15 protein-coding genes are annotated in these 13651 nt (G+C 63.2%); 4 read left to right on the top strand and 11 right to left on the bottom strand.

The window, feature by feature from the left end; translation table 11 throughout:
- Positions 1-54 precede the first annotated feature (54 nt).
- A complete protein-coding gene (locus ACK3R5_RS04665) occupies positions 55-1107 on the top strand; it encodes a hypothetical protein (RefSeq protein ID WP_411968211.1) in 1053 nt (350 codons plus the stop codon).
- 29 nt (positions 1108-1136) lie between these two features.
- On the opposite strand, the gene ACK3R5_RS04660 is transcribed toward ACK3R5_RS04665, so the two are convergent.
- On the bottom strand, positions 1137-2441 hold the full coding sequence (locus tag ACK3R5_RS04660) for an MFS transporter (RefSeq protein WP_411962899.1): 1305 nt from the start codon (positions 2439-2441) through the stop codon (positions 1137-1139).
- 102 nt (positions 2442-2543) lie between these two features.
- On the opposite strand from ACK3R5_RS04660, the gene ACK3R5_RS04655 reads away from it, so the two are divergent.
- Together ACK3R5_RS04655 and ACK3R5_RS04650 are read left to right on the top strand one after the other, a co-directional pair.
- A complete protein-coding gene (locus tag ACK3R5_RS04655) occupies positions 2544-2714 on the top strand; it encodes a hypothetical protein (protein ID WP_411962898.1) in 171 nt (56 codons plus the stop codon).
- Positions 2715-2745: 31 nt separating this feature from the next.
- A complete protein-coding gene (locus tag ACK3R5_RS04650; RefSeq protein WP_411962897.1) occupies positions 2746-2976 on the top strand; it encodes a hypothetical protein in 231 nt (76 codons plus the stop codon).
- Positions 2977-3018: 42 nt separating this feature from the next.
- Here the strand turns inward: ACK3R5_RS04650 and ACK3R5_RS04645 are convergent, their stop codons facing one another.
- Genes ACK3R5_RS04645 through ACK3R5_RS04630 form a run of 4 tightly spaced genes read right to left on the bottom strand, consistent with a single transcriptional unit; the run spans position 3019 to position 7141 of the window.
- Positions 3019-3810: an ABC transporter permease gene (locus ACK3R5_RS04645; protein ID WP_411968210.1), complete on the bottom strand. Its 792-nt coding sequence runs from the start codon at positions 3808-3810 to the stop codon at positions 3019-3021.
- Positions 3807-4862, bottom strand: a complete 1056-nt coding sequence (locus ACK3R5_RS04640; RefSeq protein ID WP_411968209.1) for an ABC transporter ATP-binding protein — start codon at positions 4860-4862, stop codon at positions 3807-3809. Before ACK3R5_RS04640 ends, ACK3R5_RS04645 begins: the two co-directional genes overlap by 4 nt.
- A complete protein-coding gene (locus tag ACK3R5_RS04635) occupies positions 4859-5641 on the bottom strand; it encodes a CBS domain-containing protein (protein WP_411962894.1) in 783 nt (260 codons plus the stop codon). Before ACK3R5_RS04635 ends, ACK3R5_RS04640 begins: the two co-directional genes overlap by 4 nt.
- Positions 5642-5683: 42 nt before the next feature.
- The gene (locus ACK3R5_RS04630; protein ID WP_411968208.1) at positions 5684-7141 is read right to left on the bottom strand and encodes a DHHA1 domain-containing protein; all 1458 of its coding nucleotides are present in this window, start codon (positions 7139-7141) and stop codon (positions 5684-5686) included.
- A 90-nt stretch (positions 7142-7231) separates the two neighbouring features.
- On the opposite strand from ACK3R5_RS04630, the gene ACK3R5_RS04625 reads away from it, so the two are divergent.
- Positions 7232-7612, top strand: a complete 381-nt coding sequence (locus ACK3R5_RS04625; protein WP_411968207.1) for a hypothetical protein — start codon at positions 7232-7234, stop codon at positions 7610-7612.
- 31 nt (positions 7613-7643) lie between these two features.
- Here the strand turns inward: ACK3R5_RS04625 and ACK3R5_RS04620 are convergent, their stop codons facing one another.
- The 6 genes from ACK3R5_RS04620 to ACK3R5_RS04595 are packed head-to-tail and all read right to left on the bottom strand — an operon-like array spanning position 7644 to position 13643.
- Positions 7644-9164, bottom strand: coding sequence for an NADH-quinone oxidoreductase subunit N (locus tag ACK3R5_RS04620; RefSeq protein WP_411962891.1), 1521 nt, complete (start codon positions 9162-9164; stop codon positions 7644-7646).
- Complete coding sequence (locus tag ACK3R5_RS04615) at positions 9164-10693, bottom strand: complex I subunit 4 family protein (protein WP_411962890.1); 1530 nt, start codon at positions 10691-10693, stop codon at positions 9164-9166. Before ACK3R5_RS04615 ends, ACK3R5_RS04620 begins: the two co-directional genes overlap by 1 nt.
- Positions 10690-12711, bottom strand: coding sequence for an NADH-quinone oxidoreductase subunit L (gene nuoL / locus ACK3R5_RS04610; RefSeq protein ID WP_411968206.1), 2022 nt, complete (start codon positions 12709-12711; stop codon positions 10690-10692). The genes ACK3R5_RS04615 and nuoL overlap by 4 nt, the downstream gene beginning before the upstream one ends.
- A 4-nt stretch (positions 12712-12715) precedes the next feature.
- Positions 12716-13018: an NADH-quinone oxidoreductase subunit NuoK gene (gene nuoK, locus ACK3R5_RS04605; RefSeq protein WP_151160930.1), complete on the bottom strand. Its 303-nt coding sequence runs from the start codon at positions 13016-13018 to the stop codon at positions 12716-12718.
- Positions 13018-13386 carry a proton-conducting membrane transporter gene (locus ACK3R5_RS04600; RefSeq protein ID WP_411962888.1) on the bottom strand — a complete coding sequence of 123 codons (369 nt, stop codon included), beginning with the start codon at positions 13384-13386 and terminating at the stop codon, positions 13018-13020. The genes nuoK and ACK3R5_RS04600 overlap by 1 nt, the downstream gene beginning before the upstream one ends.
- Entirely contained in the window at positions 13383-13643 is a 261-nt protein-coding gene (locus ACK3R5_RS04595) for an NADH-quinone oxidoreductase subunit J (RefSeq protein WP_058573143.1), read from the bottom strand. Before ACK3R5_RS04595 ends, ACK3R5_RS04600 begins: the two co-directional genes overlap by 4 nt.
- Between the last annotated feature and the right edge of the window lie 8 nt (positions 13644-13651).

Genomic DNA, 13651 nt, shown 5'->3' with positions numbered 1-13651 from the left:
TAGAATCATTAATTCTCGAACACCTTTATCCCGTAAGCCGTCGCATTCTCAGGTATGAGTTGGAAAGCAATCGACGCCCTCGACGACGCTCGTGACGCCACGGCGTCACTCCTCCTCCCGTTCGACGCGGGACGGTGGGCACGCCTCGCACTCATCGCCCTCTTCGTCGGCAGTGTCGGCAGTGGCGGTGGAACCGCTGGAAACGCAGGAAACACCGGGTTCACGTTCCCGGTAGACGGCGGCGCGCCGCCAACCGACTTCCCAATCGACTCACTCCCCGGATTGGTCACGTCGAGTAACGTCTTCACCCTCGTCGTCGCACTGGCGGCAATCGCCATCCTCCTCGGTATCGTGTGGTCCATCGTCGGGTCCGTGATGCAGTTCGTCCTCGTCGACGCCGTCGTCTCGAAAGACGTGCGCATCCGCAAACCGTTCCGGGAGCGCCTCGGACTCGGCCTCAGACTGTTCGTCTTCCAGATCGGATTGGTACTGGCCGTCTTGCTGTTGCTCGGCGTCCCCCTCGCCGCAGTGATATTCGGCGGTATCAACATCGGCGGGTCGGTGTTCCTCCTCGCGATTCCACTCGTGTTCCTCGCACTCCTCGTGTTCCTCGTCCTCGCGATTGCCCTGCAACTGACGACTGACTTCGTCGTCCCCACGATGATAGCCGAAGACCGGCAAGTCATCGACTCGTGGCGACGCGTCGTCCCGGTGTTCCGTTCGGAGTTCTCCGAGTTCGGCCTCTACGTCGTCGTCAGGTTCGTCCTCGGCATCCTCGCGGGCATCGCCATCGGCGTCGCCGTCGCACTCCTCTTGCTCGTCGTCGCCATCCCCTTCGCCATCGTCGGCGGGGGCATCGCACTCGCACTCGCTGGCGCACAGGTCGGCGTGTTCTCACCGGTGGGCGTCGTCCTCCTCGGCATCGTCGGACTCCTGTTCGTCCTCACTGCCATCGCCGTGAGCGCATTCGTCCAGATGCCCGTGGTGACGTTCTTCCGGTACTACTCGCTGTTCCTGCTCGGAAGCACAGACGACTCACTCGACCTGGTTTCGGGATTCCGAACCGACGACGACTCGCCAGCGCCGGAAGGCGCGACGCCCGCCTGAACGTCTCGCTCTCGATTCGTCCCCGATTTTTACGCCGTCGTCGCCGCGACTATCTCACGGTCTAACCGCCCGAGGAGGACGAGAATCGGGAGCATCAACAGTCCACCAACGACGAACGGTACCCAGAACGCGATGCCGGTGTAGAGGCCGCCAGCGAGTGCTGGGCCGAAGGTTCGTGCGAGACTCCCGGCGCTCTGCGTGAGGCCGAACGCACCACCCTGTTCGTCCGACGTAGCGGTTCGCGAGACGAGCGTGTTCAGCGAGACGTTCGTGAGCGCGTTTCCGAACGACAGCGGCGTCATCACGACGAGCAGTGCGAGGACGCCCGGTGGGAGGACCGGTCCGAACGAGACGAGTGGCCCGAAACTGGGGACATATCCCCCGAGAACGGGCGAGAACGGGACGGCGGCGAGCATGACGACCTGAATCGCCACGCCACCGACTGCGAGGCGATACTCACCGAAGCGGTCGGTCAACGGGCCGACGAGACCACCTTGCACGACGGCCAGAACCAGTCCGACGTAGGTGAGGATGATGGCGTTTTCTGTCGCGCCGTAGCCGTACTGGTCGTTCGTGAGGAAGATGAACTGACTCTCCAGTGCCGAGAAGGCGAACGACGCGAGGAAGAAGGAGACGACGAGTGCGCCGAGGCCGTGTGTCCGAAGCGCGGTCATGAGTTGTTCGAGTCGCGACACTCGGTCAGGGTCTGCGGTTCGTTCCTCTGGCGGGCGCGACTCCGGGAGGACGAAGTACGCGACGACGAGGTTGACGCCGGTGATGACGGCGGCGGCGAAACTCGGGAGTGAGAACTCCGAGGTGGGGACGAACGCAGGAAGGACATTACTCGCGGTGGCGACGACCGGTCCGCTGGCGAAGAACCCCCCGAGGGCGGGTCCGAAGACGAATCCGAGTCCGAACGCGGCACCGAGTAGTCCGAGTCCCTTCGCTCTGTCTTCGGGCGGGGTGATGTCTGCGATGTACGCCTGTGCAGTGGCGATGTTGCCGCCCATCGCTCCAGCGAGCATGCGGGCGGCAAACAGGACGGCGAGTGACCCCGCGATACCGAACAGCGTCCACGCGATGACGCTCCCCGTGAGCGAGAGCAAGAGCACGGGTCGTCGCCCGCGCGTATCAGAGAACCGGCCGAGAACCGGCGCGGCGAGAAATTGCATCGCAGAGTACGACGCGATGAGCAGACTTCCGACGAACTCCGTCGCCCCGAACGAAAGCGCGTAGAGCGGAATCACCGGGATGAGAATCCCGAACCCGAGGAGGTCCACGAAGACGATGAAGAAGACCACACCGAGTGCTCTCCGGGGACGTTCGACTGTCATGGTCTGTATCTGGGCGAATCGGATGAAAGTCGCATCGGTCTGGAAATGCTGACTTATAGTAATCTGTGATTAATTAATACCCTGACAGTCGTGAGTGTCAGTATGGCCTTCGAGTGGGTGTCGTATTTCGAGTGTGGGAACTGCGGATTCGAAAAGCCCTCCCCAGAGGTTCCGTACGACCGTCTCGGGTACGCGGTGTGTCCGTCCTGCGGCGTCGAAACCATGCCTGTCTACGTCGAGATGACGAGATATCCGACAGCAGTAGATGGGTAAGGACTTCGGTCACCGGCGTGTCTGTCGTCGTATGAGCTGGACCGAAGTTCGTCGCGACGAGCGTATCGTCGAGTGGGAGCGCAGCGACGGGCACGCGACGCTTCGCCTTCGTCGTGGACCGACGGCGTGGCACGTCAGATTCGACCGTCTGTACCAAGCCCCGGAGGGAACTGCCTACGAGACCCGTCGGTTCGACGACGAAGACGCCGCCCGCGAGACACTCGCCGCGTGGAAAGAGCGATACGACGTCAGCGACGCGTGACATGCCGGCCCCGCCGGCCGACAGCGCCGACTCGTCTCGGACTCAGTAGTGTCCGAGCACGCCCCGCCGTCGAGCGCGACGGGTGAGCAGACGGAAGACGGCGTAACCGACGGCGACGTACCCGGCACCGACCACGACGAGAATGGCTACTTCTGCTGGGGGAAACTCCCACAGTCGCACACCGCCGGTCATCGCACGCTGTAACATGAAACTCCCCTGTGCGAGCGGGAGCAGCTTGAGTATCGGGGCCGCCTCGACGGGGGCCGCCGCGAGGCCGATGAAGCCGAACTGAAGTAATCCGAAGATACTGTTGACCCGCTTGTAGAGTAAGGCGAGGCCCGCCATCACGAATCCCACGCCGACGACGGACGCGAGTGCGAAGACACCGACCGGAACGACGGTCAGCAGGTCTATCGAGAGCGTCCGTCCAGTCGTGACGAGCATCAACACGAGTGTCGCGCCGCCCCAGAGGAAGCTAAACGCGACGTTTACCACTGTCTTCGCGGCCATGACGCGGCCGAACCCGACCGGTGCCATGTAGAGCTGTTCGAGCGTCCCCCACGTCGCCTCGGTCATGACGTTGCCCGCGAGGTTCTGATACGCCGAGAAGGCCATCGTCACCAGAAAGTAGCCGACGATGAGCGAATCCAGCGAGTCGTCGAATGCAGGACCCGCCACCGCGCGTCCGCCGAAGAAGATGAGCGCGAAGAACACGTAGATGGCGAGGAGGCCACCCACCGTGTTGACGGGATAACGGCGAAGCAAGATGTACTGTTTTCGAGCCACTGCACCGAGGAGTATCAGCATCTCCCGGGCCGTCGTCGTCGCCGTCATCGCCCCGCTCGGGAACTCGACCCGCTCCCTGTCAACTCCAAGAACGCCTCTGTGAGGTCGGGTTCGACGGTGTTCACCGAGACGAGGCGCCCACCGTCTGCGAGGAACTGCGCCGTCAGTCCGGGCAAGTCGTTCGCGTCTTCGAGTGCGACGAGGACGCGCGTCCGGTCGCCGTCCGTCTCCCACGACTCGACGGTGTAGTCGGCGCGAATCGCGCGTTCCGTCGTCGTCGAGAGTGGCCCGTCGACCACGACGCGAACCGCGCTCGTCCGAAAGAGTTCGACGAGTGTGGTCACGCCGTCGTCCGCGACGACGTGGCCGTGGTCGACGACGAGCACTCTGTCACACAGGTCTTCGACGACGCTCATGTCGTGACTCGTCAGGACCACCGTGAGGCCGCGTTCGTCGGCCAGGCGACGCAGTTCACGCCGCAAGTCGACCGAACTCTCGACGTCGAGTCCGAGCGTCGGTTCGTCGAGAAACGCGACGTCCACGTCGCGAGCGAGAGCGCAGGCGAGCGCGACTTTCTGTTTCATGCCGCGAGAGAGTTCGTTCACCACGTCGTCTGCTCTGTCGAGGAGGCCCAGTTGGTCTAAGAGCGTGTCGTGTCGAGCGCTGACCGTCGAGTCGCGGACGCTCTCGCCCGCGAGACCAGCGAAGAACGCGAGGTTCTCCCTGACGGTCAGTCGCCAGTAGACGTTTCGTGCGCCCTCCAGCGTCGCCCCGACGCGTCTGTACGCTCGTTGTGGGTCGGCGTGGACGTCGATACCGCAGACGTGGACCGTCCCCGACGACGGGACGAGCAGGCCGAGCATCGCTTTCAACAACGTCGTCTTGCCCGCACCGTTCGGTCCGAGGACGCCGAGGATAGTTCCCTGTTCGACGGAAAACGAGATATCGTCGATAGCCAGCACGTCGTCGTAGCGTTTCGTCAGATTCGCGACTTCGATGACTGGCGGGTCGCGGGCGTCGAGTCCGGCGGTATGACCTGTGTGGTCGCCCTCTGCACGTGCCGCATCCCTCACCGCGTTCGACGCGGCGGCCGAGTTCATTGGAGACGCCGTGTCGTCTCGACGAGCGGATGTCGCGCGTAATCGACGATGTCGATGTCGTCGATAGAACTGAGTCCTTCCTTCTCTGCGGTGCGTTGCATTCCGAGTTCGACTGGGTCGTCGATGACGATGACGTAGGCGTCCATCTCTTCGATGTCGATTCGGTCGGCCGCCAGCGCGCGGTGGTGGCCGTCGGCGAGGAGGACGGTTCCGTTGTTGTCGATGACCACGAGCGGTTCTGCGAGGCCACGTTCGAGTTCGTACTTCCGGCCCTCTAACTCGTCGGCGTACACTCTCGCTTGCGTCGGAATGAGCGACCGAATGGCGACGGTGCGTCGCTCCTGATGGACGGTGATACCGTGAATCTGTTCGAGCGTTCGCATGAGTTTGCCCACCTTCTCGGGCGTCGCGCGCTCGATTTGACTCCGGATAACGTCCGTGTTCGAGATGATGCCGACGAGGTTGCCCGCATCGTCGACCACCGGGAGTTTCTGGATTCCCGACCGGAGGATGACGCGCGCGGCGTCGTTGACGTCCATCTCGGGGTGGGCGACGACGAGGTCCGTCGCCATCACGGTGTCGATAGCCGCCTCGTCGTCCGACAGCAGGATATCGCGAGCGGTGACGAAGCCTTCGACCTTGCGACCATCACAGACAGGAAAGCCGTTGTGACCGTCGCTCTCTGCGATACGGCGGGCGACGTCCGCGACCGTGTCACTCGGAGCGACGGTCTGAACCTCACGAGTCATGTACTCTTTGACGGTCGCTTTAGTACTCATCCCTCCGAGGTAGGGCCACTGTCGGCAAAAACGTGGTGGAGATTATTCGTCGAGTGGGAACTCGAACGTGACGTCGGAATTCAACTTCGGCGTCGACGGCGGGTGTTCCAGCGTCTCGAAGACGCGCCCGGCGACGATGTCCGTGACGATGGTCGCGAGCGACTCCCGCGAGTCGTCGCCGACGTCGTCTAAGATACCGAGGGGAATCTGCGCTCCCGCCATGTCTGCGTGCCCGCCCGCGCTCCCGATTGGACTGAGCGCGTCGCGGAACATCTCTCCGAGGTCGATTCTGCCACCGTGTGCACGGCCCGAGACGTAGACCGTTCCGTCCATCAACCCGTAGACGATGGTGACGTCGACGCCTTCCATCCCGAGCAAGTGGTCTGCCGCCTGCGCCAGCGCGTCGCGTTCGCGGATATCGCCGACGTTCGAGGTGAGGATGTCGCCGCGAACGTCGCGGTTCGCGATACCGCGAGCGAGCGTCTCCATCGTCTCGGGGGTCAGACTCGGCGTCTCGACTCGGTGTAACAGGTCGGTATCGACGTTCGGGAAGAGATACGCCGCCGCCTCGAAATCCGCGGTGGACACCTCTCGGGTGAAGTCCTTCGTGTCCACGCGAATGCCGAACAGGAGCGCAGTCGCGACTCGCGTGTCGGGGACGATTCCGAGGCGTTCGAGATATTCCGTGAGGAGCGTACTCGTCGCTCCGACGCCGCTTCTGAGGTCGACGAACGTCGCCTCGATTGGCGCTCTCGGTGGGTGGTGGTCGACGACGATGTCGATGGTCGTCTCGGGCGGGAGACGGTCGTTGACGCCCGGGCGCGAGTGGTCGACGAGCGCGTATCCGCCGTATTCCTCAGGGCCCGGTGGCGCGTCGAGGACGCGGAGGTCCAAGTCGAGGAGGTTCACCAGTGCGCGGTTCTCCTGGTGTGAGATATCGCCGAAGTAACAGACGTCTGCGTCGACGTTCGCCCGACTCGCAATCGCCTGCAACGCGAGACCCGAGGCGATAGCGTCCGGGTCTGGGTTGTCGTGCATCACGATTGCGAGTCGTCCGTCGAGGTTCCGAAGGACGCGCATCAGTCGGTAGAGGCGCTCGCTCTGCGGTGACCCGACAGCCTCGAAGACGTGGTCTGCGACGATTCGTCGCGGGTCGATGACTTCGTCGGCCATCGATTCTATCTCCGCACGAACCGACTCCGACGAGTCGTTTCCGAGGTAGACGACGAGCGACGCCTCGGGAAAGTGTGACCGGGCCGTCGATGCCACGTCACGGTTCGTCGCGGCGTCTTCACCGGCGACGAGTATCACGTCGGCATCTTCCGGATAGTTCACCGGGTCGTTCGGGTCTCCTTCGGTCGCTGCGACGCCATCCGCACGGAAGTCGTCCGCCCGGCCCTTCCGGTCGGTGACGACGAGGACAGACCCCGGTCTGTCGACGAGCGTCTCGACGAGTGCCCCCCCGACAGAAGTACACCCGAGAACCAGACGACGTACCATAGTATCACGGTTGTCTTCCGCCCGCAAAACCCTACCGTCATCCAATTCGCCGATGATATTATGTTATGTCGTGACATGCCACACAATGGGATGGAACTCGACACGCAACTGGTCTCCGACTCTCGCTCCGAGTCGTTGGTCCGTACTTGCCGAACAGTCGCTGGCGACGACCTCAGGAGTGTCACGTACTTCACGCACGACCGCTGTGAGCAACTCTACCTCCGCTCTGACCTCGAAGCGGACGCCGACCTGACGGGGTTCGTCGAACACGAGACAGACGGCTTTCAGGCACGAACCGCCTACCGTGGGTCGGAACTCGGCGACTACCGCTATACGGTCCGCGCGTTCGACCACGGCTATCTAACGCGCGTCACTGTCGCGAACAGAGGTGTCTTCGTCACCACGGACGGACTCACGCTCAGACGGTCCGAAGAACTCGCGGCGGCGCTCTCGGGGTTACTTCGCGAATAAAAGAAACCGGATTTTCAGGCCGTCAGAGCGCTCAGAAGAGCGCCGCGGCGACGGTCTGTGCCGTCTCGATGACGGGTTGGAAGCCCGGCAGGAGCAGGACCGTTCCGACGGCGGCGAAGATAACCGCGACGTACAGTCCGACCGGTTGACTGCCGATTTCGAGCGACTTCGACGGCTCTTCTATCCACATCGCCTTGACGACGCGACTGTAGTAGAACAGCGACAGCGCGCTGTTGACAGCGCCGACGGCGGCGAGCCACCAGAAGCCGGACTCGATGGCCGAGTAGAACAGGGCGTACTTCGAGACGAAGCCACCGAACGGTGGGAGCCCTGCCAGCGAGAACATGAAGATGGTCATCGCCGTCGCGGCGATGGGCACCTTCGTCGCCAGTCCGTTGTAGTCCTCGAAGGTGCGGCCGATGCCCCACTTCTCGGCCATGGCGATGAACAGGAACGCCCCCGTGTTCATGAAGCCGTAGACGAGCAGGTGGGCCATACTCGCGCCGAGCACGTCGCCGTTTGCGGCACCACCGTCGACGGTGATGGCCGCGAGGCCGATGAGCGCGTAGCCAGCGTGTCCGATAGAGGAGTACGCGAGCATGCGCTTGACGTTCTCCTGCGTCGCGGCCGCGAAGTTCCCGAGCGTCATCGTGACGACGGCGAGAATCGCGAACAGAATCGACCAGTCGACACTGCCACCGCCGAGGGCGGTGATGGTGTCGAGCGGGAACGCGACGGTGAAGACGCGGAAGGCGACGGCGAACCCGGCCGCCTTCGACGCCGACGAGAGGAACGCACTAACGGGTGCGGGTGCGCCCTCGTACGCCTCCGGCGCCCAGAAGTGGAACGGGACGGAGGCAGTCTTGAACGCGAAGCCACCGGCAATCATCAGCACACCGAGGCCGAGGACGCCGACGAGTTCTTCCGCACCGGACAGTTGTGCCGCGATGTCCGGAAGGATGAGCGTCCCGGTGACGGCGTACACGAGGCTGATACCGAACGCGAACACCGCCGACGACACCGCGCCGATGAGGAAGTACTTCAGTCCCGCCTCGACGCTGCCGCGGTTCTTCTTGAGGAACGCGACGAGCGCGTACGACGGCAACGAGGCGAGTTCGAGGCTGACGAAGACCGTCGCCAGCGAGTTCGACATCGACATGAGCGTCATCCCCGTGGCGGCGAAGATGACGAGCGAGTAGAACTCACCCTGATACTGACGGTCCGCGAGGTAGTCGTACGACGCGACAGAGACCATCGCGGCGACGCTCGTGAAGATGAGCGTGAAGAACAGGCTCATCCCGTCGACGACGAGGGCGTCGCCGTAGAGCGTAATCGCACCGCCGGTCTCTTCCATGCCGGTTCCCGCGATGAGGAACCAGCCAGCGATACCGCCAGCGGCGAGCGACCCGAGGGTCGCCGTGCCGGCGAGCAGACTGTTGTTCGACGTGTCCGGGTCGATGGTGTCGATGACCAGCAACAGCAGGCCCGTCAGCGCGAGGACGATGGCCGGTGCCGTCGCGGTCCAGTCGGGGAGCGTCTGCAGTGGCGTCATTAGAACGCACCTCCCAGTTCGAGAATCGGATTAACTGCGTCCTGAATCATGGTGAAGAAGATGTCGGGGGAGACACCCAGCACGATGGTCAGGAGGAGCAACACCGCGAGCGGTGCCACGTCGTGGAACGGCGCTTCGGTGATTTCGTAGTCGCCGTCGAACTCGAAGGGGCCGAACAGCGTCCGCTGCATCGCAAACAGCAGGTAGCCCGCGACGATGACGATACCGAACATGGCCGCGCCGGTGAACAGCGGCATCGCCGCCATCACCGTCGACTCGAACGAGCCCTTGAAGATGAAGAACTCGGCGGCGAACCCGGCCATGAGCGGGAGGCCCATGTAGCCGAACGCACCGGCGACGAAGATACCCGCCGTGACGGGCATCCGGTCGGCCAGTCCCGAGAAGTCCGTGACCATACGCGTGTGCGTCGTGTTGTAGATGACACCGACGGCCATGAACATCAGACCGGAGATGAGGCCGTGGGCAATCATCTGGAACGTCGCGCCGCCGACACCGTAGGTGGTGTAGGCGATGAGACCGAGGATGACGTACCCCATCGACGACACAGAGGAGTACGCGACGATGCGCTTGAGGTCCTGTTGTGCCAGCGCGAGCAGTGCGCCGTAGATGACGCTCGCGACGGCAATCAGGGCGATGGGCAGCGCGAAGGCACGCGCCGTCTCCGGCAGCATCGTGAAGTTGAACCGGAGCAGGGCGTAGGTACCCATCTTCAGGAGGACACCAGCCAGCATGACCGACGCCGGCGTGGGGGCCTCGACGTGAGCGTCAGGTAGCCACGTGTGAAGCGGGACGATTGGCACCTTCACCGCGAATCCGAAGAACATCGCGATGAACGCCACCGCCGCCAGCGTGTTCGCCGAGAGACCGGCGAATCCGCCGAGTTGACCGGCTTGCAACGCCTGGGCAATCTCGGGCAGTCGCAGCGACGTAATCGAGTCGCCGAGACCGAACACGAGCGAGATGAACCCGATGAACATCACGAGCGACGCGATGTTCGTGTAGACGAAGAACTTGATAGCCGCGTACTTGCGGCGGGGGCCGCCCCAGACACCGATGAGGAAGTACATCGGGACGAGCACGGCCTCCCAGAAGACGAACCAGACGAAGAAGTCGAGCGCCGTGAAGACGCCGAGCAAGTTCGCCTCCATCAGGAGCATGAGGCCGTAGAACTGGGACTCACGCTCCGAGATGGGCGTCCACGAGCTGAGGATAGCGAGCGTGGTGAGAATCGTCGTCAGGACGACGAGCGGGAGGCTGATGCCGTCGACACCGACCATCCAGTGGAGGTCGTACTGGCCGAGTTGGAGCCAGACGACGTCTGTCTCGAACGCGATGTTCCCACCCAAGAGGGCGTTCCCGCTCGCGTCGTACTGTTGCCACATAACGAGGCTCCCGAGGACGGGAACCAGACTCAGCGCGAAGGCCGCCTTACCGGCGATACGGTCCGGCAGGACGAACGTGACCAGCGCGGCGAGGAACGTGACTCCGATGAGCGCTTCGATTATCATGCGAACCAACCTCCGTAGAGACCGAGCCCCAGAAGCAACGCCGTCAGCCCGAGGGTGAGGAGTGCGGCGTAGTTGCTCACCACACCGGTCTGGAGACGCCTGACGCGTCCGCCAGCGAAGAGACTCACACTCGAGATACCGTTGACGACGCCGTCGACGATGCCCTGGTCGAACTTATCGAGTACGCGCGAGATGGGCTGGACGATGCCAGTCGCAATCCAGACCTGGTACTCGTCTTGGTAGTAGTTGTTGTACAGTACGGTCTTGATGCTCCCGAGTTTCTCCGTGTGTTCGACGGGTTCGGGGACGTTGTACAGCACGTACGCGAGGCCGGCACCAGCGAGTGCGAGGCCGAGCGAGACGGCCGCGCCGATGGCGACAGTGCCCGCCTCACCGCCGATGTATCCCGAGCTGTACGGGATGAGTTCGGCGTAGTGGTGCGCGTTCAGCGAGTCGAAGCTCCCGTCGAGGAACTGGTGCAGGAAGTCGATTCCCTTGATGCCGAGGAGTTTCTCGACAGGGACCATGTTGACGAGGCCAGCCGTTGCGGCGAGGACGCCGAGAACGGCGAGCGGAGCCTTCACGTTCCAGCGGACGCCGTGAGGGTCTCGTGCCGTCTCGGACCGGGGCTCACCGTGGAAGGTGAGGAACACCATCCGGAAGGTGTAGAAGCCGGTGAAGAAGACGGCGAGCAGGCCCATCGCGTACGCGACGAGCAGAATCGGACTGCCGCCGAGGCCGTGGATGAGCGTCTCGTACAGGACTTCGTCTTTCGACCAGAAGCCTGCGAAGGGGACGATACCCGCGAGGGCGAGCGACCCCGAGAGGAACGCGTAGTAGGTCACGGGCATCTTGTCTTTCAGACCACCCATGTCCCACATGTTCTCGTTGTGGTGCATCGCGATAATGACCGACCCGGCACCGAGGAAGAGAAGCGCCTTGAAGAAGGCGTGGGTCATGAGGTGGAACGTCGCGGCGACGTAGCCACCGGCACCGAGGCCGAGCATCATGTAGCCGTACTGGCTGATGGTGGAGTACGCCAGCACCTGCTTGATTTCTTTCTTGACGACACCCATCGTCGCCGCGAAGAGGGCGGTGAAGCCCCCGATGAGGGCGATGATGGCGAGCGTCGTCGGCGTCAGCGCGTAGAAGCCGTACATCCGGGCGACGAGGTAGACACCGGCCGCAACCATCGTCGCTGCGTGGATGAGTGCGGAGACGGGCGTCGGACCTTCCATCGCGTCCGGAAGCCACGTGTGCAGGGGGAACTGCGCGGACTTACCGACGACGCCCCCGAGAACGAGGAGGCCGACGACGGTGAACCACGCCTGTTCGCCCATGCCGAGGAACGTGTTGACCGAGTGTTCGCCAGCGAGCGCTTCCTCGGCGAGCACCGGGAAGGCGTCCGGACCGGCGAACGCGGCGGAACCGAACGTCGCGAAGACTGCGACGACACCGATGAGGAAGAAGTAGTCACCGAAGCGGGTGACGAGGAACGCCTTCTTCGCTGCACTCGGCGGGCCGTCCTGACGGAACCAAAAGCCGATGAGCAGGTAGGAACACAGTCCCACAAGCTCGAAGAACATGAACGCCATGAGCAGGTTGTCAGCGACGACGAACCCGAGCATGGACGCGGTGAACAGGCCGAGGCCGGCGTAGTAGCGCGGGAGGCCCGTCTCGCCTTCGTCGTTCATGTAGCCGAGACTGAAGACGTGGACGAGGAACGCGATGAGCGTCACGATGACCAGCATCATCGCCGACAGCGGGTCGATGAGGAGGCCGAACGTGAGGTTGACCGCGTCTAACCCTTCTGCCCACGTGTATATCGTCTGATTGTACGTCTGTCCGCCGCTGACGGCGAAGAACGTCGCGACTGCGAGCAGGAACGACCCTGCCGTCGCGCCGATACCCGCCAGTGCGCCTCCCTTCGGCATGTACCGCCCCGCCCCGAGTGCGATCAGGAACGAGAGGAACGGGAGGAGAACGATGGCCGGAGCGAATTCGAGAATAGTTGCCATACGTTTACCACCTCATCGTTGTTGCCTTCGTGACGTCGACGTCGTCGAAGTTGCGGTACAGGACGAGGATGATACCGATACCCACCGCGACTTCGGCGGCGGCGAGCGCCATCGTGAAGAGGCCGAACGTCTGGCCCGTCACGTTGCCCCAGTAGTAGGAGAACGCGACGAGGTTGATGTTCGCGGCGTTCAGCATCAACTCGACCGACATCAGGAACAACAGCGCGTTCCGACGGGTGAGCAGGCCGAAGAGGCCGATACAGAACACTGCCGCCGAGAGGAGGAGGTAATACTGTCCGGGTACCATCAGCGGTCACCCTCCTCGTCGTCGAACAACGTGCGCTTCAGTTCTCGACCACCGTCGGTCAGAATCGTCCGCATCTGACCGCCCTCTCCCTCGCGGCGAGCGAGGAGGACTGCGCCAGCGAGCGCGGCGACGAGCACGAGGTCGATAATTTCGAACGCGACCAGCATGCTCTCGCCTTCGACGCTGCCGAAGTCGAGGTTGAACATCGTGTAACCGATGCTCGCGGTCAGATTGGCTCCTTCAGCGAACCCCTGTGGGTTCGGGAACGACGCACCGACGAACACGACTGCCATCACGACGAAGAGCGCGACGGCAGCGAGTCCGGGTACGAGATGCGAACCGAGTTTCAACTGCGGTTTCGTGGTCATGTACTACTCACCTCCGGATTGATACGCGTCAGCATCACGGCGAACGTGATGAGAATCAGCACCCCGCCGACGTAGACGAGGATTTGCATGGCGGCGAGGAACTCCGCCTGCAACATCACGTAATGCACCGCGACGCTCAAGAGCGCGCCCCCGAGCAGGAGTGCGGAATGCCAGATGTCCCGCACGAGGACGACGCCCAGGCTGCAGCCCACGGTGATGAGGGCGAACAGCGCGAACGCGATGGTTTCATAAACCATTGTGTGTG

The sequence above is a fragment of the Haloferax sp. YSSS75 genome, assembly GCF_046764215.1.
Lineage (GTDB): Archaea > Halobacteriota > Halobacteria > Halobacteriales > Haloferacaceae > Haloferax.
Note: the sequence above shows the minus strand (reverse complement) of the source record. Positions and strands in the feature narration are given on the sequence as shown.

Excerpts from the sequence above, each read along its gene's own strand:
- ACK3R5_RS04665 (WP_411968211.1), top strand. The coding sequence starts at position 55 with ATGAGTTGGAAAGCAATCGACGCCCTCGACGACGCTCGTGACGCCACG.
- ACK3R5_RS04660 (WP_411962899.1), bottom strand. The coding sequence starts at position 2,441 with ATGACAGTCGAACGTCCCCGGAGAGCACTCGGTGTGGTCTTCTTCATC.
- ACK3R5_RS04655 (WP_411962898.1), top strand. The coding sequence starts at position 2,544 with ATGGCCTTCGAGTGGGTGTCGTATTTCGAGTGTGGGAACTGCGGATTC.
- ACK3R5_RS04650 (WP_411962897.1), top strand. The coding sequence starts at position 2,746 with ATGAGCTGGACCGAAGTTCGTCGCGACGAGCGTATCGTCGAGTGGGAG.
- ACK3R5_RS04645 (WP_411968210.1), bottom strand. The coding sequence starts at position 3,810 with ATGACGGCGACGACGACGGCCCGGGAGATGCTGATACTCCTCGGTGCA.
- ACK3R5_RS04640 (WP_411968209.1), bottom strand. The coding sequence starts at position 4,862 with ATGAACTCGGCCGCCGCGTCGAACGCGGTGAGGGATGCGGCACGTGCA.
- ACK3R5_RS04635 (WP_411962894.1), bottom strand. The coding sequence starts at position 5,641 with ATGAGTACTAAAGCGACCGTCAAAGAGTACATGACTCGTGAGGTTCAG.
- ACK3R5_RS04630 (WP_411968208.1), bottom strand. The coding sequence starts at position 7,141 with ATGGTACGTCGTCTGGTTCTCGGGTGTACTTCTGTCGGGGGGGCACTC.
- ACK3R5_RS04625 (WP_411968207.1), top strand. The coding sequence starts at position 7,232 with ATGGAACTCGACACGCAACTGGTCTCCGACTCTCGCTCCGAGTCGTTG.
- ACK3R5_RS04620 (WP_411962891.1), bottom strand. The coding sequence starts at position 9,164 with ATGACGCCACTGCAGACGCTCCCCGACTGGACCGCGACGGCACCGGCC.
- ACK3R5_RS04615 (WP_411962890.1), bottom strand. The coding sequence starts at position 10,693 with ATGATAATCGAAGCGCTCATCGGAGTCACGTTCCTCGCCGCGCTGGTC.
- nuoL (WP_411968206.1), bottom strand. The coding sequence starts at position 12,711 with ATGGCAACTATTCTCGAATTCGCTCCGGCCATCGTTCTCCTCCCGTTC.
- nuoK (WP_151160930.1), bottom strand. The coding sequence starts at position 13,018 with ATGGTACCCGGACAGTATTACCTCCTCCTCTCGGCGGCAGTGTTCTGT.
- ACK3R5_RS04600 (WP_411962888.1), bottom strand. The coding sequence starts at position 13,386 with ATGACCACGAAACCGCAGTTGAAACTCGGTTCGCATCTCGTACCCGGA.
- ACK3R5_RS04595 (WP_058573143.1), bottom strand. The coding sequence starts at position 13,643 with ATGGTTTATGAAACCATCGCGTTCGCGCTGTTCGCCCTCATCACCGTG.